This is a genomic window from Novosphingobium fluoreni (assembly GCF_014196615.1).
Taxonomy (GTDB): domain Bacteria; phylum Pseudomonadota; class Alphaproteobacteria; order Sphingomonadales; family Sphingomonadaceae; genus Novosphingobium; species Novosphingobium fluoreni.
Genome location: NZ_JACIDY010000006.1, coordinates 64,298 through 87,359, shown reverse-complemented (window position 1 = coordinate 87,359; position 23,062 = coordinate 64,298). Strand labels below are relative to the sequence as shown.

The 23,062-nt window shown below is 66.4% G+C and carries 23 protein-coding genes, 2 tRNA genes and 1 riboswitch; of the genes, 17 read left to right on the top strand and 8 right to left on the bottom strand.

Annotated elements, in window-relative coordinates; translation table 11 throughout:
* Positions 1-3: 3 nt before the first annotated feature.
* The gene (locus tag GGR39_RS12480) at positions 4-576 is read left to right on the top strand and encodes a helix-turn-helix domain-containing protein (RefSeq protein WP_183617542.1); all 573 of its coding nucleotides are present in this window, start codon (positions 4-6) and stop codon (positions 574-576) included.
* 3 nt (positions 577-579) lie between these two features.
* Positions 580-1,776 carry a glycosyltransferase gene (locus GGR39_RS12475; RefSeq protein ID WP_183617451.1) on the top strand — a complete coding sequence of 399 codons (1,197 nt, stop codon included), beginning with the start codon at positions 580-582 and terminating at the stop codon, positions 1,774-1,776.
* A gap of 61 nt (positions 1,777-1,837) precedes the next feature.
* On the opposite strand, the gene secF is transcribed toward GGR39_RS12475, so the two are convergent.
* Genes secF through yajC form a run of 3 tightly spaced genes read right to left on the bottom strand, consistent with a single transcriptional unit; the run spans position 1,838 to position 4,794 of the window.
* The gene (gene secF / locus GGR39_RS12470; protein WP_183617450.1) at positions 1,838-2,818 is read right to left on the bottom strand and encodes a protein translocase subunit SecF; all 981 of its coding nucleotides are present in this window, start codon (positions 2,816-2,818) and stop codon (positions 1,838-1,840) included.
* Between the two features lie 12 nt (positions 2,819-2,830).
* Positions 2,831-4,438, bottom strand: a complete 1,608-nt coding sequence (gene secD, locus GGR39_RS12465; RefSeq protein ID WP_183617449.1) for a protein translocase subunit SecD — start codon at positions 4,436-4,438, stop codon at positions 2,831-2,833.
* A gap of 17 nt (positions 4,439-4,455) precedes the next feature.
* A complete protein-coding gene (gene yajC / locus GGR39_RS12460) occupies positions 4,456-4,794 on the bottom strand; it encodes a preprotein translocase subunit YajC (protein WP_058735538.1) in 339 nt (112 codons plus the stop codon).
* Positions 4,795-4,992: 198 nt separating this feature from the next.
* On the opposite strand from yajC, the gene GGR39_RS12455 reads away from it, so the two are divergent.
* From GGR39_RS12455 to cobJ, 7 genes are all read left to right on the top strand, one after another.
* Positions 4,993-5,069: transfer RNA gene (locus GGR39_RS12455), tRNA-Pro, on the top strand.
* Positions 5,070-5,154: 85 nt separating this feature from the next.
* Positions 5,155-5,385: riboswitch (cobalamin riboswitch) on the top strand.
* A gap of 198 nt (positions 5,386-5,583) precedes the next feature.
* Positions 5,584-6,621: a cobalamin biosynthesis protein CobW gene (gene cobW / locus GGR39_RS12450; protein WP_183617448.1), complete on the top strand. Its 1,038-nt coding sequence runs from the start codon at positions 5,584-5,586 to the stop codon at positions 6,619-6,621.
* A gap of 11 nt (positions 6,622-6,632) precedes the next feature.
* Complete coding sequence (gene cobN / locus GGR39_RS12445) at positions 6,633-9,896, top strand: cobaltochelatase subunit CobN (protein ID WP_183617447.1); 3,264 nt, start codon at positions 6,633-6,635, stop codon at positions 9,894-9,896.
* Positions 9,893-11,032 (top strand): cobalamin biosynthesis protein CobG, encoded by a 1,140-nt coding sequence (locus GGR39_RS12440; protein ID WP_183617446.1) that lies wholly within the window; start codon positions 9,893-9,895, stop codon positions 11,030-11,032. Before cobN ends, GGR39_RS12440 begins: the two co-directional genes overlap by 4 nt.
* Complete coding sequence (locus tag GGR39_RS12435; protein ID WP_183617445.1) at positions 11,032-11,661, top strand: precorrin-8X methylmutase; 630 nt, start codon at positions 11,032-11,034, stop codon at positions 11,659-11,661. The genes GGR39_RS12440 and GGR39_RS12435 overlap by 1 nt, the downstream gene beginning before the upstream one ends.
* Positions 11,658-12,395: a precorrin-2 C(20)-methyltransferase gene (cobI, locus tag GGR39_RS12430; protein WP_183617444.1), complete on the top strand. Its 738-nt coding sequence runs from the start codon at positions 11,658-11,660 to the stop codon at positions 12,393-12,395. Before GGR39_RS12435 ends, cobI begins: the two co-directional genes overlap by 4 nt.
* Complete coding sequence (cobJ, locus tag GGR39_RS12425) at positions 12,392-13,159, top strand: precorrin-3B C(17)-methyltransferase (RefSeq protein WP_183617443.1); 768 nt, start codon at positions 12,392-12,394, stop codon at positions 13,157-13,159. The genes cobI and cobJ overlap by 4 nt, the downstream gene beginning before the upstream one ends.
* On the opposite strand, the gene GGR39_RS12420 is transcribed toward cobJ, so the two are convergent.
* Entirely contained in the window at positions 13,126-13,887 is a 762-nt protein-coding gene (locus GGR39_RS12420) for a cobalt-precorrin-6A reductase (RefSeq protein ID WP_183617442.1), read from the bottom strand. The two genes, cobJ and GGR39_RS12420, sit on opposite strands and share 34 nt — an antisense overlap.
* Between GGR39_RS12420 and cbiT the strand changes: the two genes are divergently transcribed.
* From cbiT to bluB, 6 genes are read left to right on the top strand one after another with little or no spacing between them, the layout of a single operon-like run.
* Positions 13,886-15,094: a precorrin-6Y C5,15-methyltransferase (decarboxylating) subunit CbiT gene (gene cbiT / locus GGR39_RS12415; protein ID WP_183617441.1), complete on the top strand. Its 1,209-nt coding sequence runs from the start codon at positions 13,886-13,888 to the stop codon at positions 15,092-15,094. The genes GGR39_RS12420 and cbiT overlap by 2 nt on opposite strands.
* Positions 15,091-15,456, top strand: a complete 366-nt coding sequence (locus tag GGR39_RS12410; RefSeq protein WP_183617440.1) for a cobalamin biosynthesis protein — start codon at positions 15,091-15,093, stop codon at positions 15,454-15,456. Before cbiT ends, GGR39_RS12410 begins: the two co-directional genes overlap by 4 nt.
* On the top strand, positions 15,453-16,238 hold the full coding sequence (gene cobM, locus GGR39_RS12405; protein WP_183617439.1) for a precorrin-4 C(11)-methyltransferase: 786 nt from the start codon (positions 15,453-15,455) through the stop codon (positions 16,236-16,238). The genes GGR39_RS12410 and cobM overlap by 4 nt, the downstream gene beginning before the upstream one ends.
* Positions 16,235-17,551, top strand: coding sequence for a cobyrinic acid a,c-diamide synthase CobB (locus GGR39_RS12400; protein WP_183617438.1), 1,317 nt, complete (start codon positions 16,235-16,237; stop codon positions 17,549-17,551). The genes cobM and GGR39_RS12400 overlap by 4 nt, the downstream gene beginning before the upstream one ends.
* Entirely contained in the window at positions 17,548-18,297 is a 750-nt protein-coding gene (gene cobF / locus GGR39_RS12395; protein ID WP_183617437.1) for a precorrin-6A synthase (deacetylating), read from the top strand. Before GGR39_RS12400 ends, cobF begins: the two co-directional genes overlap by 4 nt.
* Before the next feature lies 1 nt (position 18,298).
* The gene (gene bluB / locus GGR39_RS12390) at positions 18,299-18,934 is read left to right on the top strand and encodes a 5,6-dimethylbenzimidazole synthase (protein ID WP_183617436.1); all 636 of its coding nucleotides are present in this window, start codon (positions 18,299-18,301) and stop codon (positions 18,932-18,934) included.
* A gap of 5 nt (positions 18,935-18,939) precedes the next feature.
* On the opposite strand, the gene acs is transcribed toward bluB, so the two are convergent.
* Positions 18,940-20,889 (bottom strand): acetate--CoA ligase, encoded by a 1,950-nt coding sequence (gene acs, locus GGR39_RS12385; protein WP_183617435.1) that lies wholly within the window; start codon positions 20,887-20,889, stop codon positions 18,940-18,942.
* A gap of 153 nt (positions 20,890-21,042) precedes the next feature.
* Between acs and GGR39_RS12380 the strand changes: the two genes are divergently transcribed.
* The gene (locus GGR39_RS12380; protein WP_183617434.1) at positions 21,043-21,339 is read left to right on the top strand and encodes a hypothetical protein; all 297 of its coding nucleotides are present in this window, start codon (positions 21,043-21,045) and stop codon (positions 21,337-21,339) included.
* A 220-nt stretch (positions 21,340-21,559) separates the two neighbouring features.
* On the opposite strand, the gene GGR39_RS17280 is transcribed toward GGR39_RS12380, so the two are convergent.
* Positions 21,560-21,883 carry a hypothetical protein gene (locus GGR39_RS17280; protein WP_246388675.1) on the bottom strand — a complete coding sequence of 108 codons (324 nt, stop codon included), beginning with the start codon at positions 21,881-21,883 and terminating at the stop codon, positions 21,560-21,562.
* On the opposite strand from GGR39_RS17280, the gene GGR39_RS17565 reads away from it, so the two are divergent.
* Positions 21,824-22,324, top strand: coding sequence for a GGDEF domain-containing protein (locus GGR39_RS17565; protein WP_425490603.1), 501 nt, complete (start codon positions 21,824-21,826; stop codon positions 22,322-22,324). The two genes, GGR39_RS17280 and GGR39_RS17565, sit on opposite strands and share 60 nt — an antisense overlap.
* Here GGR39_RS17565 and GGR39_RS12370 read toward each other — a convergent pair.
* Positions 22,281-22,357, bottom strand: a tRNA-Met gene (locus GGR39_RS12370). The genes GGR39_RS17565 and GGR39_RS12370 overlap by 44 nt on opposite strands.
* Before the next feature lie 100 nt (positions 22,358-22,457).
* Positions 22,458-23,000, bottom strand: coding sequence for a 2'-5' RNA ligase family protein (locus GGR39_RS12365; RefSeq protein ID WP_183617433.1), 543 nt, complete (start codon positions 22,998-23,000; stop codon positions 22,458-22,460).
* Between the last annotated feature and the right edge of the window lie 62 nt (positions 23,001-23,062).

Here is a 23,062-nt window from a genome sequence, read left to right as displayed (position 1 = left end):
GACATGATCAACCGCATCCGTGACATCCGCGCGCAAAAAGGCTGGACCCTCGCGCAAGTGGCGGCGGCCTGTGATCCTCCCACGACCGCGCAGACGATAGGCCGGCTCGAAACCGGCATGCGCAATTTGTCCTTAATCTGGATGAACCGGATAGCCGCCGCACTTCAGGTTGAGCCTGAGGTTCTGCTGCGGAGCGAAAGCGCCGAAGAGCCGACGATCACGGCAGTCCTCACCGCCAAGGGCGTCGACGCCCCGCACCGCCAGACCGACGCCGTACTGCCCACCGCGATCGCCGGCGATGGCGCGCTACGGGTCTTGGCGATCGAGGCTGCGGCGGGTGATTATCGGAGCGGCGATCAAGTTTGGCTGCGGGAATGGCCGCTGGACAATGCCGCCGCGATCCTCAACCGGGATGTCCTGGCACCCCTGCCTGGCGGGCGTTTTGCGTTCGGTCGGCTGATCGGCCACGCCGATGATCGCGTGTCCCTGCTTCCGCCCGGCAGTGGGCAAAAGCAGCTCGATGTGTCTGAGCCCGCCTGGATCGCGGTCGCCGAGATGCTGGTGCGCAAGCTTTAGGCGATGCGCGTCCTCTCCATCGCGACGCTGTTTCCCAATCCGGTGCGGCCGGGCTTCGGGATTTTTGTGGGCAACCAGATGCGCGCGATCGTCGCCCGGGGCGACGTTGATCTCACCATGGTTAGCCCGATCGGAATGCCGCCCTGGCCGCTTTCGCTGAAGCAACCCTACGCCCGCTGGCGGTCGATTCCCCGACGCAGCGATGTGGTGGGCCTCAACGTTCATTACCCGCGCTTCACTCTGTATCCCAAGATCGGTGGCGACAGCAATCCCGCTCGTATCGCCAAGGCCGTCCTGCCCCTCGCGCGACAACTTCATGCCGAGCAGCCGTTCGATCTGGTGGATGCGCAGTTCTTTTTCCCGGATGGACCGGCCGCGGCGATCGTCGCGCGCGCTCTCGGCTTGCCTTTGACGATCAAGGCGCGTGGCGCCGACATTCACTATTGGGGCAGCAGGCCCAAAGCCGTCTCACAAATGCTGTCCGCGGCGCACCAGTCCGCCGGGATGCTGGCCGTCAGCCGCGCCTTGCGTGACGATATGGAGGCGCTTGGCATGCCGCAGGATCGCATTGCGGTGCATTACACCGGCCTCGATCGCGAGCGGTTCCATCCCGTTGAACGCAAGGCGGCGAGAGCCTTGGTGTCAGCGCTCCCCGGCGTGAACGTGCCGGAGGATGGCCCGCTGCTGGTGACGCCCGGGGCCCTGATCCCCCGCAAGGGGCAGCGCCTGGCAATGGAAGCGGTGCGTTCGCTACCGGGCGTTCGACTGGCGCTGGCCGGTGCGGGGGAGGATGAGGCAGCCTTGCGGGCGCTTGCGCGAACGCTGGGCCTGGAAGATCGGGTGCATTTCCTGGGTCAAGTCGGCCACGATACCTTGCCCTCGCTGCTTTGCGCCGCCGATGCGCTGGTACTGCCTTCCTCGAGCGAAGGCTTGGCCAATGTCTGGGTAGAGGCCCTGGCCTGCGGCACGCCGATCGTCGTGCCTGATATCGGCGGCGCGCGGGAGATCGTGCCGAATCGTTCCGCCGGCCGGATCGTCGCGCGAGAGCCTACGGCCATTGCCGCGGCAGTGACCGACATCCTCAACGACCCGCCCAGCCAATCAGAGGTGGCCGCGAACGTCACCAAGTTCAGTTGGGGTGAGAATGCGCAGAACCTCGTAGCGTTCTGGAACGACATTCTCGATCAGGAACTACGCTAGCTTCTTCTTCAGTCCCGCCCGTCGTTCCCGCCGAAGCGGCAACGACGGAGGGTTCTGGACGTCAGGCTCCCCGCTCCCGAGCAAGGCGCTCCTGCCGGTCAAGGGAGGTCTCGGTCGAGACGAAGCTATCGGAATTGACCCGCAGCCAGATCAGGAACGGCGCGGACATGAAGATCGAGCTGTAAGTACCGATGAAGATACCCAGCGCGATTGCGGCGGTGAAGCCGAAGATCACTTCCGGACCCAGCAATAGCAACGCAAATAGCGTGATCAGCACGGACGTAGAGGTGACGATCGTGCGTGACAGCGTTTCGTTCACCGACAAATCGAGGAGTTCGGGCAACGGCATCTTGCGGAACTTCTTCAAATTCTCGCGAATGCGGTCATAGACGACGATCTTGTCATTCAGCGAATAGCCCAGCAGCGTCAGCAGCGCGGCGACGATGTTCAGATCGAACTCCATCTGGGTGAGGGCGAACATGCCGATGGTCAGCAGGATGTCCTGCACCAGGGCGAACAAGGCGCCGACGGCGAATTGCCATTCGAACCGTACCCAGATGTAGATCGTGATGCCCAGCATCGCGAGGCCGAGCGCCAGCATGCCGGTGCGGAACAACTCGCCGGAAACCTTGCCGGAGACCGAGTCCACGCCGTCGATCCGGGCGTCAGCGTGGTTCTGGCGGATCGTGCCGATGATCTTCTGCGCCATCGCCTCGGCCAGTTCCGGATGGCCCTCGGAGCCATCGGGCAGGCGCATGCGAACGGTCACTTCGTTGGGCTTGCCGAAGGTCTGGATCGTCGGTTCGCCGAAGCCGAGCGCGCCGACGCTTTCGCGAAGCTCCGATACCGGAGCGGCGGCGCTGCGTTCGAAGGTGACGCGGATCATCTGGCCGCCGATGAAGTCCACGCCCAGGTTAAGGCCGTGGGTAAACAGCAGCACGATCGACGCCGCCATCGCCAGCAGGTTGGTGATGAAGAACGGCCACGTCCACTTCAGGAAGTGGATGTTGGTGTTGTCAGGGATGAGCTTGAGCAGTTTCACGAGGTCATTCCCTCAAAGCACGAGGTCGTTGGGGCGAGCGCGATGCAGCCATCCGGCCACCCACATCCGCGTCAGCGTGACCGCGGTGAACACCGAAGTGACGATGCCGATCATCAGCACCACCGCGAAGCCGCGTACCGGCCCACTGCCGAAGGCGAACATCATGACGGCAGCGATCGAGTTGGTGATGTTGGCATCAAAGATGGCGCGGCTCGCCTCCTTGTAGCCATGCTCCACCGAGGCGACGACGCGCCGCCCCCTCGCCCGTTCCTCGCGGATACGTTCGTTGATCAGCACGTTGGCGTCCACCGCCGCACCGATCGTCAGCACGAAACCGGCGATGCCCGGCAGAGTCAGGGTCGTTCCGAAAACGGCCATGACACCCAGGATCATCAGCACGTTGATGATCAGCGCAACGCAGGTGTAGACGCCGAAACGCCCATAGGTCAGCACCATGAAGACCATCAGCAGGCCTGTGCCGACCGCCATGGCGATCGCGCCCTTGTGGATCGAATCGGCGCCAAGGTCCGGCCCGACGGTCCGCTCCTCGACCACCTTGAGATCGACCGGCAAAGCGCCGGACCGCAAGGCGATGGCGAGCTGGGTGGCTTCCTGCACGCTGAAGCTGCCGGAAATCTGGGCGCTACCGCCCAGGATCGGCTCGTTGATGTTGGGAGCGGAAAGGATCTTGTCATCGAGGACGATGGCGAACGGCTTGTTGACGTTCTCAGTGGTCAGCTGCGCGAACTTCGCGCCGCCGGCCGTGTTGAACGTGATCGAGACGACCGGTGCGTTGCTCTTGGGATCGAACGCCTGTCGCGCGTCGGTCAGCTGATCGCCCTTGATGCCGCCAAGACGACGCACAGCGAGCCCGGGCGAACCGCGGCCCTCCTTGGGGTCGGCATAAGGCAGAATCTCTGACCCGGCGGGCGCGATGCCCTTGGCGATATCGTCCGGCTGGGCGGTGACATCGACCAGCTTGAATTCCAGCTTGGCGGTCTGGCCCAGCAGCTGCTTGAGCTGGTTGGGATCCTGCAACCCCGGAACCTGGACGACGATGCGCTGATCGCCCGAGCGCAGGATCGTCGGCTCGCGCGTGCCGAGCGCGTCGATGCGCTTGCGGACCACTTCGACCGCGGTGTCCATGGCGTTGGTGACGGCCTGGTCGATCCCCTGCTGGGTCGGCGTCAGCACGAAGCGCGAGCCGTCTACCACCTCGATGTCCCAGTCACGCTGGCCGGTAAGGCCCGCGCCGGTGGTGAGCGGCTGGATCGCCTCGCGCGCGCTGTCCACCTGGCCGGGGTTCTTCACCATGAACGACAAGCGGCCGCCCTGGCTGGAAATATCGCCGACCTCGATCGCAGGCTCAGCCGCTTTCAGCTTGGTGCGGACCTGCTCTTCCATCGTCTCAAGCCGTTGCTGCGCCACCTGGCGCTTATCGGCTTCGAGCAGGATGTGGCTGCCACCGGCAAGGTCGAGACCCAGGTGGACACGCGGGCTGGGCAGCGAGGCGGGCCAGTTCAGCCCGGAAATCGCAAAGATCGACGGCAGCGAGGCCAGCATCGCGACACCCGCGATGAACCAGTACCAGGCCTTCTTCCATTTCGGGAAATCGAGCATCGGTGGCGCGCCTTCGCTCAGTCGTTCGCGGGCTTGGAGCCGGCGGGCGGGATGACGTCGGCGATGGTGGACTTGACCGCCTTCACCCGGACGCCCTGCGCGATTTCCACATTCACGTAATTCTCGTCCACGCTGATGACGCGGCCGATCAGGCCCCCGCCGGTCAGCACTTCATCGCCCTTCTTGATCGCTTCCAGCTTGGAGCGCTGCTCTTTCTGCTGCTTCATCTGCGGGCGCATGATCAGGAACCAGAAGATCAGGCCCATCGCCACGAACGGCAGATAGCTAAGCCAAGCCGGGGGAGTGGCGCCGGCTCCGGCACCAGCGGCAAGGAGCGAGAGGATGGAAGTGTGCATGGGCTGCGAAACGCCTTCTTGTACTGTGGCCCGAACGCGTGACCGGCAAAGGATGCCGGGCCGCCGCATTACGGCAAGATCAGCGCGCGCGGTTAGCAGCATCCCAGGGCACTGGCAACGCGCGCCCGCTTTCGTTCCACCACCAGTCGCGAGACGCTTGCACTCCTGCAAAGCCTTGCCTATAGGCGCGCCTCCGGTCGGGACGTAGCGCAGCCTGGTAGCGCATCACACTGGGGGTGTGGGGGTCGGAGGTTCGAATCCTCTCGTCCCGACCAAATTTTTCAACGAACAGATCACACCTTCCCCGCGCCATCGCCTTGGGCTAGAGCGCGCAGCCGAAGGGTGGGCTGTCGTCCATCCTTCGACATAGATCGCGCCGGTGCCCGGCAACGGGCTTAATCGGGAATGCGGTGCGGAGGATTTGCTCCTCCCATTCCGCGGCTGTCCCTGCAACTGTGAGCGGATAGCGCGATGCACTCGCCTCCTTTGACCGGAGGCAGCCACTGGACCGCGCGACCGCGCGATCTGGGAAGGCCGTGCATCAAGCTGTGACCCGCGAGCCAGGAGACCTGCCGGCGCTCCGGTCGCTCTTGCCTTGGTCCAGGGGATGGTCTCGGCACGGTTTATTCTTTCCGTCTGAGCGACGAAAGCGGTGCGGCTGGGGCTGCACGGGTGCTGCGCATCTGCGTGGGCGCAACGGCGCCTGCGTCTGGCGCGTGCTCATCCAGAGCCCCTCCCCGTCACCTTTTGTTGGCTCGCCGCCCCGTGCGGCACGGAAGGGAAAAGCGCATGTCCGATCTATCCAAGGTGCCTGTCACCATCGTCACCGGCTTTCTGGGGGCGGGCAAGACCACGCTGATCAGCCACCTCATCCGCAACGCCGGCGGGCGACGCTTGGCAGTGGTGGTGAACGAATTCGGCACGCTGGGCGTCGACGGCGACATCCTGCAAAGCTGCGCGATCCCCGATTGCCCGGCGGAGAACATCGTGGAGCTGGCGAACGGCTGCATCTGCTGCACTGTCGCCGATGATTTTATCCCCACGGTAGAGCGGCTGCTGGCGCTGGAGCCGCGCCCCGATCACATCCTGATCGAGACGAGCGGCCTGGCCTTGCCCAAGCCGCTGCTGAAGGCGTTCGAATGGCCTGCGATCCGCAGCCGCATCACGGTGGACGGCGTGCTCGCCCTTGCCGATGCCGAGGCCGTGGCGGCGGGCCGCTTCGCGCCCGATCTGGCGGCGGTGGACGCACAGCGCCAGGCCGATCCCAGCATCGATCATGAAACGCCGCTGTCCGAAGTGTTCGAGGACCAGCTGGCCTGCGCCGATATGGTGTTGCTGACCAAGGCGGACCTGGCAGGGCCGGAAGGCATAGCCGCCGCGCGCGCGATCATCGCCGCCGAATCGCCCCGCGTGGTGCCGGTGGTGGAACTGACCGACGGCGTGGTCGACCCCCGCGTCATCCTGGGGCTGGAAGCAGCGGCGGAGAACGATGTGGCCGCTCGCCCCTCTCACCATGATGGCGAGGACGATCATGAGCATGACGATTTCGACAGCACCGTGGTGACGCTGGGTGAGATCGCCGATCCCGACGATCTGGTCGTGCGCATCGAAGCCCTGGCACGCGAACAGCATGTGCTGCGGGTGAAGGGTTATGTCGCGGTGACGGGCAAGCCGATGCGCCTGTTGATCCAGGCGGTGGGATCACGCGTGCGCCATCAGTACGATCGCGCCTGGAAGCCGGGCGAGCGCCGCGAGACGACGCTGGTCGCCATCGCCGAGCGGGCGCATGTCGATCCCATCGCGATCCGAGCCGCGCTGGCGGGCTGAAGCCCTAGGCGATGCACGTCATCTTCCGCGAAGTACACGGGATGGAGGAAACCGCCATCCCGCAGGATCTGGGGCAAGCGCCCGCAGACCTGGTTGTCCTGTCCTTCTCGGACAGCGACCTTGGCGCATTCGCGCAAGGTTGGCGCGAGGCGCGGCTGCTGGACCCCGCCTTCCCGACGCTGCGCCTCGCCAACCTGTCGGCGTTGGCGCATCCCTTGTCGGTCGACACGTATATAGAGCGTACCCTGGCCGGCGCCCGGGCGATCCTGATTCGGCTGATCGGCGGCGCGGCTTACTGGAGCTATGGCCTGGCCCAAGTCGAGGCGCTGGCGCGCGCCAAGGGGATCGCGCTGGCGGTGCTGACTGGCGACGGGCGGCCGGACGATCGCCTGGATTCGGCCTCCACCGTGCCGGTCTCAGTCGTTCGCGAATTGCAGGAGCATTGTCAGGCAGGAGGCGCAGAGGCGGCACGTAGTGCGCTGGGCTTGCTGGCGCAGCGGGCGGGAATCGCGGTGTCCATCGCCGGGAGCGCGCAAGTGTTGCAGCCAGCGGGGGGATGGCACCCGGCATCGGGCCTGTGCGATCCCGACAAGTTCGTCCGCCCGAGCGATCGCTCGCTGATGCTGATCGTGTTCTATCGCTCCTACCTAACTGCAGACGACCTGGCCCCGTTCACCCAATTGCACGAGCAGTTAGAGCACGCCGGCTTTTCCACTCTTTCGCTTTACGCCACCTCGTTGAAGGAACCACACGCACGCGCCGCGATCGGGCGATGGGTGGCGGCGCTGCAGCCGTCCGCGATCATCAACGCGACCGCCTTTTCCGCGCGGGACGAGGATGGCCATACCCCCCTCGACGCAGCGGACGTGCCCGTGTTCCAGATCGCGCTGGCGACCGGATCGCAGACCGCCTGGGCCGGTGCCCATCGCGGCCTTTCTCCGCCCGATCTGGCGATGCATGTCGTGCTGCCCGAGATCGACGGGCGAATATTTGCAGGCGTGGCCAGCTTCAAACAGAGCGGTGAGCGTGACCCGGACCTGGGCTTCGCGCAGGATCGCCACGGTGCCGACCCAGACCGTATTGCCGCGATCGTCGCCCGCATCTCCGGCTGGATCACACTAGCGGCCAAGCCGGTGGCGGAGCGGCGGCTGGCGATGGTGCTATCCACGTATCCCGGCCGTGAGTGGCAGATGGCGCACGCCGTCGGTCTGGACGCCCTCGCCTCGACGGGAGCGATCCTCGCCGATCTGGCCCAGGCGGGATATCGCACCGCCCCGACAGAAGCGCTGGAAGACAAGCTTCAGCAAGAGCGCCTCACTTGGCCCCTCGCCGAATACCGCGCTGCCCTCGCCACGCTGCCCGCCGCCTTGCGACAGTCGCTGGCCGAGCATTGGGGTGATCCGGACACCGACCCTGCCGTCCAGAACGGCGCGTTTCAGTTCGCCGCTACCCGCTGCGGAAACGCCCTGATCGCGCTGCAGCCCGAGCGGGGCATGAGCGCGGACCGCACGGATAGCTATCACGATGTCACGCGCTGCCCGCGTCACGCCTATGTCGCGTTCTACTTGTGGCTGCGCTCGCTCGGCATCGACGCGCTGGTCCACCTCGGCGCGCATGGCACGCTGGAGTGGTTGCCCGGCAAGGCGGTCGCCCTGTCCGACGCTTGCTGGCCGGAGGCGCTGACGTGCGGACTGCCGGTGATCTATCCGTTCATCGTCAACGATCCGGGCGAGGCGGCGCAGGCCAAGCGCCGGATCGCCGCCGTCACCATCGGCCACGCCCCGCCCCCGCTCTCCCCCACTCGCCACGGCGCGGGGTTGGAGCGGATCGAGGCGTTGCTGGACGAATTCTCCAACGCCAGCGGCCTCGATCCCGCGCGCCGTGATCGGCTGCAAGGCGCGATCCGCGAAGAGGCGGCGTCCCTGGGCCTTGAGGCGGAGCTGGGCCTTGATAACGCCACGTCGCTGGTGGAAGCAATCACCCGCATCGACCGGTTCGTGTGCGATGTGAAGGAAAGCCAGTTCGGCGATGGCCTCCACGTATTCGGCCAAGGCGATCACGGCGCGGCAGAGCGAACCGGATTGCTGACGGCGCTGGCCGGACGGCGCGTTCCGCCTGGCCCCTCGGGCTCACCGTTCCGCGGGCGGAGCGACGTGCTGCCCACCGGCCGCAACCTCTACATGATCGACCCGCGCGCCGTGCCCTCCCGCTCGGCCTATGCGCAGGGCATCCGGTTGGCGGACGAGCTGGTGCGCCGTCATCTGCAGGACCATGGCGACTATCCGCGCGGCCTGGTGGTCGATCTGTGGGGCTCGGCGACGATGCGCACCGCGGGCGAGGAATTCGCGATGGCGCTCCACTTCCTGGGCGCGTGCCCGGTGTGGGACCACGCTTCAGAGCGAGTGACCGGGATCGAAATCCTGCCCCTGGCCCTGCTGGAGCGCCCGCGCCTGGATGTGACATTGCGCGTGTCGGGCTTGTTCCGCGATGCCTTTCCCGCGCTGCCGCTGCTGTTCGGCCAGGCCGTCAGCGCGCTGTCTCAGCGAGATGAGGAGCCGGAGTGGAACCCCTTCGTCGGCACCGCCCCCGGCGCACGGGTCTTCGGTCCTGGGCCGGGAAGCTACGGCGTCGGCATGGGTTCGGCTGCGGACACCTACACCCCAGAGGCCCGGCAGGCGGCGGGCGAAGCTTGGCTGGCCGCCTCCGCCCATGCGCTGGATCGGCTGACGCCCGAAGACGACATGGCGGGCTTGCGCGCGCAGGTCGCGGGCGCGGACGCCTTCGTGCATTTGCAGGACCTGGCCGAAAGCGACGTGCTGATTTCCGCAGACTACGCCGCGCATGAAGCCGGTTTTGCCGCCGCGCAGGCGGTCGCCGGGGGCGCGGCCGCGCTCTATCATCTGGACAACCGCGACCCGGATCGCCCGACAGCCCGAACTCTGACCGAAGAGATCGCCCGCGTCGTCCGTGCCCGGGCGGCGAACCCAGCGTGGGTGGCCGGGATGATGCGGCACGGCTTTCGCGGAGGCGCGGAACTGGCCGCCACACTCGATCATCTCGGCGCGTTCGCTCACTTGGCGGGCGGGGTGCCGCCCCAGCTGTTCGATCTTTATTACGACGCCACGTTGGCCAGCGACCCGGTGCGCCAGTTCCTGAAACAAGCCAACCCCGGCGCGCTGGCTGCCATGGAAGCACAGTTTGCGGCTGTTCACGAGGCGGGGCTGTGGCCGACGCGCCGCAACTCGATCCTGGCGGCCCTGGGGGCAGCACGATGAGCGGCTTCACCATAAAGGGATGGTGCCCCGACGCATGGCGGCCGATGGCGGCGGGCGATGGTTTGCTGGTGCGGGTGAAGCCGTGTTTCTCGCGCCTTTCGCGTGAAGAAACGCTGCAGGTCTGCGCCTTGTCTCGGCAGTACGGCAACGGCCTGATCGACGTGACACGCCGAGCGAACCTGCAGATACGCGGCGTGGCCGAAGCAGGCTGGCGGCCTTTGATAGAGGTGTTGGTCAATGCGGGCCTGGTCGACCCAGACCATGCAATCGAGGCGCGGCGCAATATCCTCCTGGCACCGCACTGGACTGTTGGAGACGCGAGCCATCGCCTCGCCGTCGAACTGCGGGAAAAGCTGCCTGAACTGCCTGACTTGCCTTCCAAGATGGGCTTCGTCATCGACGCCGGGGATGCTCTCGTCTTGCTGGATGAACCGGGCGATTTTCGGATCGAGCGCGGCGAGTCTGGCGGCCTGATCCTGCGCGCGGCGGGACGGGAAAAGGGCGTCGCAGTCAGCGAAGGCGAAGCGGTGGGGCGAATCATCGCCTTAGCTCACTGGTTTCACGACAGCGGCGGAGCGGCGGCGGGCCGCATGGTGCGCCATGATGCCCCCCTGCCGCCCTGGGCCCAGGGTGATGCCCGGCCCGCCCCACCCGCCCCACCCGCCTCGCGCGCTCAACCCGGCCCCGTCTGCGCCGGTTTCGTGTATGGCGTTCCCTTCAGCCAGATCGAAGCCGATCGCCTGGCCCACGCCGTAACCACTGCCGGTGCCACGTCCCTGCGCCTCACCCCGTGGCGGCTGGTGATCCTCGAAGGCGGAAGCGCCGGCGAGCACCCCGGCCTGATCGCCGATCCCGCCGATCCGCTGCTGCGCGTGGAGGCCTGTCCCGGCGCGCCGTTCTGCCCGCAGGCCACCGTCGCCACCCGAGATCTGGCTCGTCGATTGGCCCCGCTGATGCAGGAGAGCCTGCACGTCTCGGGCTGCGCAAAAGGCTGCGCCTGCTCGCGCAAGACGGCGTTGGTGCTGACTGGCCGAGAGGGTCGCTTCGACCTTTCGCGCAACGCCCACGCCGGCGATCGCGCGGACATTTCCGGCCTCCATCCCGATCACATTCCCGCACTTCTGGAAACCCGCTGATGCCCCACGCCTACGAGACTGATGGCGCCGCGATCTATCGCCAGTCCTTCGCCACGATCCGCGCCGAGGCCGATCTGGCCCGCTTCTCATCCGAGGAAGAGCCGATCGCCGTTCGCATGATCCATGCCGCGGGGATGGTCGATCTGGCGCCGCACATCCGCTTTTCCGCACGCTTCGCAGCCACCGCGCGCGCGGCTTTGCATAGCGGCGCACCGATCCTGTGCGATGCGCGCATGGTTTCCGAAGGCATCACCCGCACGCGCCTGCCCGCCGCCAATCCGATCGTGTGCACCCTGCGCGACCTGCAGGTTCAGGATCTGGCACGGCAGATGGCGAACACCCGCTCCGCCGCCGCGCTGGAACTGTGGCGGCCGCATCTGGCGGGAGCGGTCGTCGCCATCGGCAACGCGCCCACGGCATTGTTCCACTTGATCAACATGCTGGAAGACCCGGCCTGCCCCCGCCCCGCCGCGATCATCGGCTGCCCGGTGGGTTTCGTGGGCGCGGTCGAATCGAAGGCGGCGCTCTGGCAGGAGCAGCCCGTGCCCTGCTGCATCGTCGAGGGACGGTTGGGCGGCAGCGCGATCACTGTCGCTGCGATCAATGCCGTTGCGAGCCGCGCGGAATGAACGTGCCGATCAAGCTAGGCACGATCCACGGCGTCGGCCTGGGGCCGGGCGCGCAGGACCTGCTGAGCGTCCGCGCCGATCGCCTGGTGCGTGGCACGCGTCATGTCGCCTACTTCCGCAAGGCCGGTCGGCCCGGCCAAGCCCGCCGCATCGCCGAGGGCATGCTGCGCGACGATGTGGTGGAAATTGCCATGGAATATCCGGTGACGACCGAGATCCCGCTGGCCGATCCCCGCTACAACGCCTCGCTCTCCGCCTTCTACGCCGAATGCACCGAGCGGCTGTCCGCCCTCGCCCTGGCCGGGGAGGACGTGGCGGTGCTGTGCGAGGGCGATCCGTTTTTCTACGGCTCGTTCATGCACTTGCACTCCCGCCTGATGGATCGGGTACCGGTCCATGTCGTGCCTGGGATCACCGGGATGACCGGGGCCTGGACCGCCACCGGGATGCCGATCACCTGGGGTGATGACGTACTGACCGTCGCCATGGCCACCCTGCCCGAGGACGAGCTGATCCGCCGCATTCGCGACACGGATTCACTCGTCGTGATGAAGATCGGCCGCAACTTGCCCAAGCTGCGCCGCGCCGTGGCGGCGGCTGGGCGGGAGAAAGCCGCCTGGCTGGTGGAATACGCCGCGATGCCCGAGCAGCGGGTGATCCTGCTGACCGAGGCCATAGAAGTGACGCCCTACTTCTCGATCCTGCTGATCCACGGCCAGGGACGGCGGCCATGAGCGGCGGGTGGTTGGCAATCGCGGGGCTCGGGCCCGGGGACGATATGCTGGTGACGCCCGAAGTCAGCGCCGCGCTGGGCGATGCGACGGACGTGATCGGCTACGTCCCTTACGTCGCCCGCGTTCCCGCGCGAGAGGGGCTGACCCTGCATCCGTCCGACAACCGGGTGGAGATCGATCGCGCGAACCTGGCCATCGACCTGGCCCGGAAGGGGCACCGGGTAGTCGTGGTCTCTTCGGGTGATCCCGGCGTTTTCGCGATGGCGGCTGCCGTGTTCGAAGCGCTGGAGCATGGCGATCCGACGCGGCGCGATATCGACTTGCGCGTGCTGCCGGGGATCACCGCAATGCTGGCCGCCAGCGCCCGCGCCGGAGCGCCGCTGGGCCATGATTTCTGCGCGATCAATTTGTCGGACAACCTGAAGCCGTGGCCGGTGATTGAGCGGCGAGTGCGGCTGGCGGCGCAGGCGGACTTCGCCATGGCGTTCTACAACCCGCGATCCCGCTCCCGCCCGGAAGGCTTTGCGCGGGTGCTGGATATCCTGCGTGAGGAATGCGCGGACGAACGCCCGATCCTCTTCGCCCGCGCCGTCTCCACTCCGCAAGAGGAACTGCGCATCGTGCCGCTGCCCCAAGCGCGCGCGGACATGGCGGACATGCGCACGATGGTGATCGTCGGCTCCAGCCAGACGCGGATCGTCCCACGTCCGGGCGCTGCGACATCCTGGCTCTATACGCCACGATCACTGGCGATGGTGCCGTGATGATTCAACCAGTCGAGGACAGCGGCGGGATCGTGCACCTCGTTACGAGGCGCGATCGGCGGGCGCGCGATCATCAGCACCGGCACACCCAGTTCGCGCGCGGCGATCAGCTTGGCCTCGGCCCCGCCGCCGCCTGCGTTCTTGCAGACCACCCAATCGACGCCGTGCTCCTGCAACAACGCTCGATCACCCGCCACGCTGAACGGCCCGCGATCGACGATCAGCGCGTGATGGGGCAAAGACGGTGGCGTCTCGGGCCTGTCGACAAAACGCAGGACGTAATGGTGCTGCGGCTGCAAAGCGAACGCGCCAACGTGCATCCGCCCCAGCGCCAGGAACACCCGGCGCGGCGGCCCCGCCAGCGCGTCAACCGCTCCGACCAGATCGTTCACATGACTCCAGCGATCCCCAGGCTGAGCCTGCCAGGCCGGACGAGTCAGCGCCAACAACGGCACGCCTGCCTCCGGGCTGGCGGCAATCGCATTGGCGCTGATCTGGGCCGCGAACGGGTGGGTCGCGTCCACCAGATGGGTGAAGCCTTGATCCCGCAGCACTTGCGCAAGGCCGGTTGCTCCCCCGAAGCCGCCAACCCGCACCGGCACCGGCTGGCCTTGCGGGTTTCTGGTGCGCCCGGCGTAGCTCAGGATCGCCGGAATGCCGTGTTTCGCCAGCAACGTAGCCAAAGCGCTGGCCTCGGTCGTGCCGCCCAGGATGAGCACTTTGAGCATGGCTGAGACCGCTAAGGCTCCCTGGTTGACGATCGTCGGCATCGGCGAGGACGGCTGGGCCGGCTTGTCCGAACCGGCACGACAGGCGCTTTCGTCCGCCGCGCACATCATCGGCCCGCCCCGCCACCTGGCGTTGCTGCCGCCGCTTACCGGCGCGGTGGAGGAATGGCCAGTGCCGTTCGCAGACGGCATTCCGTTGTTGCTGCGCCAGCGCGGTCACGCAACTGTGATGCTGGCGTCGGGCGACCCCTTCTGGTTCGGTGCGGGCAGCAGCGTGACCGGGGCGCTCCAAGCCGATGAGTGGACGGCCTTGCCCTCCCTCTCCACATTTTCGCTAACGGCAGCGCGACTGGGGTGGGCCCTGCAAGATACCGTATGCCTGGGCCTGCACGCCGCGCCGCTATCCCGCCTGCGCCCGCACCTCACTCCCGGACGCAAGGCGTTGATTCTGCTGCGGGATGGCGCCGCTGTCTGCGATCTGGCCGCCTACCTCGATGTGGCAGGGTTCGGCGCTTCGACGCTGCACGTGATGGAGGCGCTGGGCGGCCCGCGCGAACGGCTCCGCGCGAGCATGGCAAGCGGCTTTGCGCTGGACGACATCCGCCATCCGGTAGCGGTGGCGCTGGTCTGCGCCGGGGCGGGAGAAGCGATGACCACCGCATCCGGCTTGGACGACGGCTGGTTCCGGTCGGACGGGCAATTGACCAAGCGCCCAGTGCGCGCCCTCACGCTCTCTGCCCTCGCGCCGCGTGCAGGCGATCTGCTGTGGGACATCGGCGCGGGTTCCGGCTCCGTCGCGATCGAATGGCTGCTGTCACATCCGGCCAACCGCGCCGTGGCGCTGGAAGCCGATCCGGCCCGCGCCGCCAATGCCCGCGCCAACGCCCAGTCCTTGGGGGTCGATCGCCTGAAGGTGATCGAGGGACGCGCTCCGGATACCTTGCCGGAAGGACCTGCGCCCCACGCCGTATTCATCGGTGGCGGCTTGTCCCACGCTTTGCTGGAGGCGCTCTGGCCCCGCCTGCGCCCCGGAACGCGTCTTGTCGCGAACGCGGTCACGCTGGAGTCAGAAGCGCTGCTGACGCACTGGCGAGCCGCCAAGGGCGGCGCGCTGCTGCGGATCGAACTGGCGGACGCCGCACCGATCGGCAATCGGCAGGGCTGGAAGTCACGCTATCCGGTGGTGCAGTGGAGCGTGACGGTATGATCGTCGCGGGGTTCGGCTGCCGTCATGCCGCGAGCGAGGCGTCGCTGCGATCGGCCCTGACGCTGGCGCAGCATGGCCTGCCTGCCGTAACCCATCTGGCCACGATCCCGGCCAAGGCGGCGGCGCTGCTGCCGCTGGCCCGGTCGCTGGGCCTGCCGATGATCGAGATCGACGCGGACACGCTCCGCCAGGTGGACACCCTATCCTGTTCCGAAGCGAGCAAGGCCGCGCATGGCACCGGCAGCGTTGCGGAAGCCGTTTCGCTGGTCGCCGCCGGTGGTGGCGCGCATCTGCTGGCCAGTCGCCAGATTTCCCCAGACCGGATGGCCACATGCGCCATCGCCCGAGGACCCCGAACATGACCGTGCATTTCATCGGTGCAGGCCCCGGCGCGCCGGACCTGCTGACGCTTCGCGGGCGGGACCTGATCGCCGCCAGCCCGGTGTGCCTCTACGCCGGTTCGCTGATCCCCACCGCGATCCTGGATCATTGTCCGCCGGGCGCGCGCATCGTGAACACCGCTCCGCTGTCGCTCGACGAGATCATCGCCGAGATCGCCGCCGCGCATGATGCCGGTCATGACGTGGCGCGGCTGCACTCCGGCGATGTCTCGGTCTGGTCGGCGATGGGTGAGCAATTGCGGCGGCTAAAAGCGCTGTCCATCCCGTTCACCATCACGCCCGGAGTGCCCGCCTTCGCCGCCGCCGCCGCCACGCTGGGCGCCGAACTGACACTGCCGGAGCTTGGGCAATCCCTCGTTTTGACACGAACCCCGGGTCGCGCCAGCACCATGCCACCGCGCGAAACGTTGACCCGTTTCGCGGCCACCGGGGCGACGCTTGCCATTCATCTGTCGATCCACAATCTAGCCCAGGTCGTTGCGGACCTCGTGCCGGAGTATGGCGCCGACTGCCCGGTCGCCGTGGTGTGGCGCGCCAGCTGGCCGGACGAGCGCGTAGTCCGCGCCACGCTGGGCACTATCGAAACAGCCATCGCCGGCAGCATGGAACGCACGGCGCTGATCCTCGTCGGGCCGGTGCTGGGGGCCGAGCATTTCGCCGAGAGTAGCCTCTACGCCCCCGGCTACGACCGGCGCTTTCGCCCGCGGGATGCCAATTCGCCTTTCGCGGGAGTATCGGAATGAACGTTCCCGGCGTGATGATCGCCGCGCCAGCATCCGGCACGGGCAAGACCACGGTCATGCTCGGCCTGCTGCGCGCCCTGACCCATGCTGGCCTTACCGTTCAGCCCTTCAAGAGCGGACCGGACTATATCGACCCTGCGTTCCATCGCGCAGCGAGCGGCAGGCCGTCCTTCAATCTCGATAGCTGGGCCATGAGTTCCGGCTTGCTCGATGCCATCGCGGCGCAGGCGGTGGGGGCGGACATGATCGTCGCCGAAGGATCGATGGGACTGTTCGACGGTGTTGCCCGTCCCGGAGAAAGCGGCATCGGCGCCAGCGCAGAGATGGCGCGGCGGATGGGCTGGCCGGTGATCCTGGTGCTGGACGCCTCGGGCCAGGCGCAGTCCGCAGCGGCGACGGCACTGGGCTTTCGCAGCTTCGATCCAGACCTTCCGTTCGCCGGGGTGATCCTGAACCGCGTGGCCAGTCCTCGCCACGAAGCGCTGCTGCGCCGTGGGATGGACGCGATCGGGATGCCCGTGCTGGGCGCCCTGCCCCGCCGTGGCGATCTAGTATTGCCCGAACGGCATCTTGGCCTTGTCCAGGCAGTGGAACACCCCGATCTGGAACGCGCGGTGGAAGGCTATGCGGCGTTCCTGAGCGCGCATGTCGATCTGGCGGCGATCCAGGCGGCGGCGCGCTCCACATTCGTGCCTGGCGCGGATGGGCGATTGCCGGACCCGCCGGCGCAGCGGCTCGCCATCGCGCAGGATGCGGCGTTCTCGTTCCTTTACCCTCACCTGCTGGCGGGCTGGCGCAATGCCGGGGCGCAGTTGATGCCCTTTTCCCCGCTGGCGGACGAAGCGCCCGATCCCTCGGCTGATATGGTCTGGCTGCCCGGCGGTTACCCGGAGCTTCATGCCGGGCGCATCGCGGCGGCGGAACACTTCCTGGACGGCCTGCGCCGCCATGCCCAGCGCGGCCCGATACACGGCGAGTGCGGCGGCTATATGGTGCTGGGCGATGCGCTGGTCGACAAACAAGGAGAGCGGCATCGTATGGCGGGCTTGCTAGGATTGGAGACAAGCTACGCCCAACGCAGGATGCACCTGGGATATCGGCTGGCGCGGCTGCACGGCTCGATCGGCACGATCCCGGCGGGCACGCGCCTGCGCGGGCATGAATTCCATTACTCAATCATCCTAAAGCAGAGCGGCGATCCGCTGGCCGAGGTCACGGACGCCAACGGCGATGTCGTGGCGGAGACGGGATCGCGGCAGGGGAATGTCACCGGCTCGTTCTTTCACATGATCGCGGCCGCGGCCCAGGAATGATCGCGCTGAATCTCATCGGCATCGGCACCGGCAACCCCGATCACCTAACCGCCGAAGCGGTGCGCGCGATGAACGAGGCGGACCTGATCTTGCTGCCCCGCAAGGGCAGCGCCAGGTCCGACCTTATCGACTTGCGACGAACGATCTGCGCAGCCGTCCTCAGCCGCCCAGTCCGCGTCGTGGAGTTCGACATGCCGGTGCGCGATGCCTCCGGAAACTATGTTCAGGCCGTACAGGACTGGCACGACGCGATCGCCACAGCCTGGCGAGACCAGATCGCCGCGCATTTGCCGCAAGGCGGGCGATTGGCGCTGCTCGTCTGGGGTGACCCCTCGCTGTACGACAGCACCTTGCGCATCGCCCAGAGGCTGCTGGCGGGCGGCATGGCGATGACCGTGCGAGTGGTGCCGGGAATCACCAGCATCCAGGCATTGACCGCCGCGCACGCGATCCCGCTGAACCCGCTGGCAGGTGCCGTCACGATCACCACGGCGCGCGCCTTGCGCGATCATGGCTGGCCCCAGGGCGTCGATACGGTGGTAGTGATGCTGGACAGCGGCTGCGCCTTCGAAGCGATCGCGCCGCAGGGCGTCTCGATCTGGTGGGGTGCCTACCTTGGCATGGCGCATCAGGCGCTGGAGCATGGTCCGCTGGCCGAAACCGGGCCGCGCATCGCCGCACTGCGTGCCGAATTGCGGCAAAGGCACGGCTGGATCATGGACGTCTATCTGATGCGCCGGGTCTGAGATGCCGCCCTTTGACGACCGCTTCGCCGCCGAGTTCGAGACACTGCTGCGCTGGCGGCGCGATGTCAGGCACTTTGCCACGACGCCCATCGCCGAGGCGGACATGCAGGACTTGCTGACCCTCGCCTCGCTGGCGCCCTCGGTCGGCCATTCGCAGCCCTGGCGCTGGGTACGGCTGCGCTCATCCGGCCTGCAAGAGGAGCTGGCGGCGCATGTCGATGCCGAGAACGCCAGGGCCGCGCAGCGCTACGAGGGGCAAGAGCGCGAGGCGCTCTACCGGTCGCTAAAGCTGCACGGCATTGCCGAAGCGCCGGAGGTACTTGCAGTATTCTGTGACGAGGAAACACAGACCGGCCATGGGCTAGGCGTCGGCACCATGCCCGAAATGCGGCGCTATTCCTGCGTCGCCGCGATCCAGACGCTGTGGCTGGCGGCGTGCCTTCGCGGGATCGGCCTGGGCTGGGTGTCCATCCTGGACCCTCAGGTCGTCAGAAGGATGCTGGACGTTCCGCGCCATTGGTCACTGATCGCCGTGCTATGCCTGGGCTATCCCGCCCAGCCCTCCGATACGCCGGAACTGGAGCGACGCGGCTGGCAGGGGCGTGAACCCCTGACCGACCGCATCTTGGAACGCTAGGGCTATCAGGCCTCCGCGGTTGCCGGACGATTGGCGAGCAGGTGATCGACCACGCTGGGGTCCGCCAATGTGGAAGTGTCGCCCAGGTTGCCGGTGTCGTTCTCCGCAATCTTGCGCAGGATGCGGCGCATGATCTTGCCCGAACGCGTCTTGGGCAGGGCCGGTGCGAACTGGATCACGTCTGGCGTGGCGATCGGGCCGATCTCGGTGCGCACCCACTTCACCAGCTCGGCACGCAGGGCATCGTCGGGCTCCACCTCGGCATTGGTTGTGACATAGGCGTAGATCCCCTGCCCCTTCACCGGATGCGGCATGCCGACCACTGCCGCTTCGGCCACCTTGCTGTGGGCGACGAGCGCGCTTTCGATCTCCGCCGTACCCATGCGATGGCCCGAAACGTTGATCACATCATCGATACGGCCGGTGATCCAGTAATACCCGTCCGCGTCCCGGCGGCAGCCGTCGCCGGTGAAGTAATAGCCCTTGTAGGTGGTGAAATAGGTCTGGAAGAACCGGTCATGATCGCCCCAGACGGTGCGCATCTGTCCAGGCCATGAATCAGCTATGACAAGGCTGCCCTCTGCCGCGCCTTCCAGGACATTGCCATCTGCATCCAGCAGCAGTGGCTTCACCCCGAACATCGGCCAACTGGCGGAGCCGGGCTTCATCGGCGTTGCGCCCGGCAACGGCGTGATCGTCGCGCCGCCGGTTTCGGTCTGCCACCAGGTGTCGACGATCGGGCAACGCTCCTCGCCGACCACGCGGTAATACCACTCCCACGCCTCGGGGTTGATCGGTTCGCCGACTGAGCCAAGCAGGCGCAGCGACTTGCGGCTGGTCTTGGCCACCCATTCATCGCCCTCGCGCATCAAGGCCCGCAGCGCGGTGGGCGCGCCGTAGAAGATCTCGACACCGAACTTGTCCACCACTTGCCAGAAGCGGCTCGGATCGGGGAAGTTGGGTACCCCTTCGAACATCACGGTGGTGCCGCCGTTCAGCAGCGGGCCGTAAATGACGTAGGTATGCCCGGTCACCCAGCCAACATCGGCCGCGCACCAGTAAATCTGGCCGGGGCGGTAATCGAAGACGTATTCGTGCGTCATCGCGGCCCACACCGTATACCCGCCGGTGGTGTGCAGTACGCCCTTGGGCTTGCCGGTGGAGCCGGAGGTGTAAAGGATGAACAGCGGATCTTCCGCGCCCATCGCGGTCGGTTCGCACTCGGCCGATTGCTCTGCGATGCCGTCCGCCCAATCGATGTCGCGACCATCGCGCATCGCCACGTCGGCGCCCGTGCGTTTCAACACGACCACCGTTTCCACGCCCGGCGCGTGGTTCAGCGCGGCATCGACGTTCGCCTTCAACGGCACCTTCCTGCCACCGCGCAGGCCCTCGTCCGCCGTGATGACGACACGGCTGTCGCAGTCCTGGATGCGGCCCGCCAGCGCCTCGGGTGAGAAGCCGGCGAATACGATCGAGTGGATCGCGCCGATCCGGCTGCAAGCCAACATCGCCACCGCCGCCTCGGGCACCATCGGCAGATAGATCGTGACCCGATCGCCCTTCCCCACGCCACGGCTCTTCAGCAGGTTGGCAAAACGGCAGACATCGGCGTGCAGCTGGCGGTAGGTGATGCGCCGCTCCGGCTCATCGGGGCTATCCGGCTCCCACAGGATCGCCACCTGATCGCCGCGCGCTTCCAGATGCCGGTCGAGGCAGTTGGCGGACAAGTTAAGCGCACCATCGCCGAACCAGCGGATGCCGAAATCCGCCTCGTCAAAGCTGGTTTCCTTCACGCGAGTGAAGGGTGTGATCCAATCGATCCGCTTCGCCTGCTCGGCCCAGAAGCCTTCCGGATCGTCGAGTGATCGGCGGTGCATCTCACGGTAGCCGGCCTCGTCCACCAAAGCGTTTGCGGCCCATTCGGCCGGGACGGGATAGACGGTCTGGCTCATGCGATCACTCCTTGGCACACCGAAAGACAAGCGCGGCTACGCTACCCGCTTAGAAGGGGAGACGGTGGCCACGCAAGTCCGCGGGCACGGAACGTTTGTCGTTCTTCAGCGATTAAGTTCTTGCGGCAAAGCACCGACTGGAGAGGCGAGCTCATGGATGACGACGAACAAAGCGTAGATGAAAAAGGCAAATCTCCGCTGCAGGCCAGCGGTAAAGGCCGGCCAAGCGTGCGAGACGACGGAGTGGGAACGGCCACTACCCATGGTCGCTCGCAAAGTGAAAGCCAAGGGGGCGCCTATCCCAACCCGCACACCGATAAAGGTTCGTTGGAAGACGAGGAGAAATTCCACGGCGGTCAATCCGGTGCGGCATATCATGGCACGGGTCAGCTTGGCGAAAGCGAAGTGAAAGGCCCGAAAAACCTCAATTCCACCGCTAAAGACGGTTAGGATCAGGGCACGACAATTCCATAGAGGATGACTGTGCAAATTATCTTCGATGGCTGTTCAACGTTTAAGGAAGTTTCCCTGCTGCCATTTTAGATTTTGTTAAGAATTGTCGCCTTTGGTCTGATGGATCATGGGGAAAAACAGGGTTCCGCGTTACTTGACGCCTTTCCTCCGAAAAACGGGGGCGGCGAAGGCGTGGGTTTGGCGTTCATCACCCTTTCTAATCGCGCTTGCCGCCTCTGCCTTGTGCCTCTCCTTCGACGTCGCCGATACACTGCACGACGGGCTCACTCGGCTTGAGCAATATAAAGCTGATGAAGTTGCCCTTTCGATCGTCCTGTTCGCACTCGCCTCGCTTTACGCGATGGGGCGCCGGCAAAGTGCCTTGGAAGCGCGGCTGCGAGAGCGGGCCGTCGTGGAAATCGAGGCCGACAAGCTTACGCGCATCGATGATCTGACGGGCCTGGGCAACCGTCGCGCCTTCATGCAGGCTCTGAAAGACGCGGAGATCGGGTTTTACCTCATCATGATCGATCTCGATCAATTCCATACGATCAACGATTGGTCCGGCCACCTGCTGGGCGACAAGGTTCTGGCCGAAGTGGGCGATCGGCTATCCCGCATTGAGGAAGCTGGTGACATTCGCGCGGTGGCTCGCCTGGGTGGCGATCAGTTCGGGTGCCTGACCATCCGCGATCCCGATCGCGTGGCGGCCCGTATCCTGACTGCGATCAGCGAACCGATGGCGCGCCTGCCAGACATGCCACGCGTCACCGCGTCAATCGGGATAGCGCCTCTTGGCCATCACTTGGGAAGCCTGGACAGCCCCTTGCGCGATGCCGACCACGCGCTGGTCGCCGCAAAGCGCGCGGGCGGCAACACCGCTCGACAATTCGACAAGCCTGTGCCGTTCAATTGCGATCATGTGAAGATCGAAGGCCTGGTAGCGGAGGAGGGACTCGAACCCCCGACACGCGGATTATGATTCCGCTGCTCTAACCGGCTGAGCTACTCCGCCAGGCCAAGCCACCATCCGGTGGCCCCTGCAACCGCTCAGGCGGTGCAGGCCGCGTCCCTTAGGGCGGGCATTCGGAGAGGTCAACCGCAGAGTTCAGTCTTTAGCCGCGAAACGCAAAAGTCCGGATCGGTCGCCACGGTCCGCCCTCGTATGCGTACAAGCCCAAGCCGTGAAAGCGGAAGGCGCGGGGGCGGAAATCGGGAGCGAGCTCGGCCTGCAACGCGTGCGCCGCTTCGCCTGTCACCTTGTTCTGGATGGTGACATGAAGGCGTGGCCGCTGGGAATCCTGCCGGGTAAGCATCCCGTGCATCCGCTCCGCTATCGCGTCATGCAGCGATAGCATCGCGGGAGAATCGATGGCGATCGCTGTTCCGCCGCCCAGCTTCATGATTCCGGTCAGGCAAGCCTCGGGCGGCGGGGCGGCTGCCAGCGCCGACAGGAGGCGACGCATTTCTTCCTCGGAAGACGGCGGCAGGGCGTGAAACAGCGTGACATGAGCGCGTAGCTGGTTGCGCTCGGGCGGGAAATGCTGCCTCCGCAGGGCATCAGCCCAGCCGAGGATATCGGGCGGCATCTCCGCCGTAACGATCAACGGTGCGTGCTGGGATGCTGCGCCGGTCGTTGGATCGATCGTTGTATTCATCCCGCCAGTCCTACCCGATCCGCAGCTTCAACTACCGCCAATAATAGCCGCCGACCTGCTTT

Coding starts and splice junctions, on each gene's coding strand:
- cobW (WP_183617448.1), top strand. CDS start 5,584: ATGTCCGATCTATCCAAGGTGCCTGTCACCATCGTCACCGGCTTTCTG.
- GGR39_RS12410 (WP_183617440.1), top strand. CDS start 15,091: ATGATCGTCGCGGGGTTCGGCTGCCGTCATGCCGCGAGCGAGGCGTCG.
- secD (WP_183617449.1), bottom strand. CDS start 4,438: ATGCTCGATTTCCCGAAATGGAAGAAGGCCTGGTACTGGTTCATCGCG.
- GGR39_RS12420 (WP_183617442.1), bottom strand. CDS start 13,887: ATGCTCAAAGTGCTCATCCTGGGCGGCACGACCGAGGCCAGCGCTTTG.
- cobN (WP_183617447.1), top strand. CDS start 6,633: ATGCACGTCATCTTCCGCGAAGTACACGGGATGGAGGAAACCGCCATC.
- yajC (WP_058735538.1), bottom strand. CDS start 4,794: ATGCACACTTCCATCCTCTCGCTCCTTGCCGCTGGTGCCGGAGCCGGC.
- cobI (WP_183617444.1), top strand. CDS start 11,658: ATGAACGTGCCGATCAAGCTAGGCACGATCCACGGCGTCGGCCTGGGG.
- cobF (WP_183617437.1), top strand. CDS start 17,548: ATGATCGCGCTGAATCTCATCGGCATCGGCACCGGCAACCCCGATCAC.
- cobM (WP_183617439.1), top strand. CDS start 15,453: ATGACCGTGCATTTCATCGGTGCAGGCCCCGGCGCGCCGGACCTGCTG.
- bluB (WP_183617436.1), top strand. CDS start 18,299: ATGCCGCCCTTTGACGACCGCTTCGCCGCCGAGTTCGAGACACTGCTG.
- cobJ (WP_183617443.1), top strand. CDS start 12,392: ATGAGCGGCGGGTGGTTGGCAATCGCGGGGCTCGGGCCCGGGGACGAT.
- GGR39_RS12380 (WP_183617434.1), top strand. CDS start 21,043: ATGGATGACGACGAACAAAGCGTAGATGAAAAAGGCAAATCTCCGCTG.
- GGR39_RS17565 (WP_425490603.1), top strand. CDS start 21,824: ATGCAGGCTCTGAAAGACGCGGAGATCGGGTTTTACCTCATCATGATC.
- GGR39_RS12365 (WP_183617433.1), bottom strand. CDS start 23,000: ATGAATACAACGATCGATCCAACGACCGGCGCAGCATCCCAGCACGCA.
- GGR39_RS12400 (WP_183617438.1), top strand. CDS start 16,235: ATGAACGTTCCCGGCGTGATGATCGCCGCGCCAGCATCCGGCACGGGC.
- GGR39_RS12440 (WP_183617446.1), top strand. CDS start 9,893: ATGAGCGGCTTCACCATAAAGGGATGGTGCCCCGACGCATGGCGGCCG.
- GGR39_RS12480 (WP_183617542.1), top strand. CDS start 4: ATGATCAACCGCATCCGTGACATCCGCGCGCAAAAAGGCTGGACCCTC.
- GGR39_RS12475 (WP_183617451.1), top strand. CDS start 580: ATGCGCGTCCTCTCCATCGCGACGCTGTTTCCCAATCCGGTGCGGCCG.
- acs (WP_183617435.1), bottom strand. CDS start 20,889: ATGAGCCAGACCGTCTATCCCGTCCCGGCCGAATGGGCCGCAAACGCT.
- cbiT (WP_183617441.1), top strand. CDS start 13,886: ATGGCTGAGACCGCTAAGGCTCCCTGGTTGACGATCGTCGGCATCGGC.
- GGR39_RS12435 (WP_183617445.1), top strand. CDS start 11,032: ATGCCCCACGCCTACGAGACTGATGGCGCCGCGATCTATCGCCAGTCC.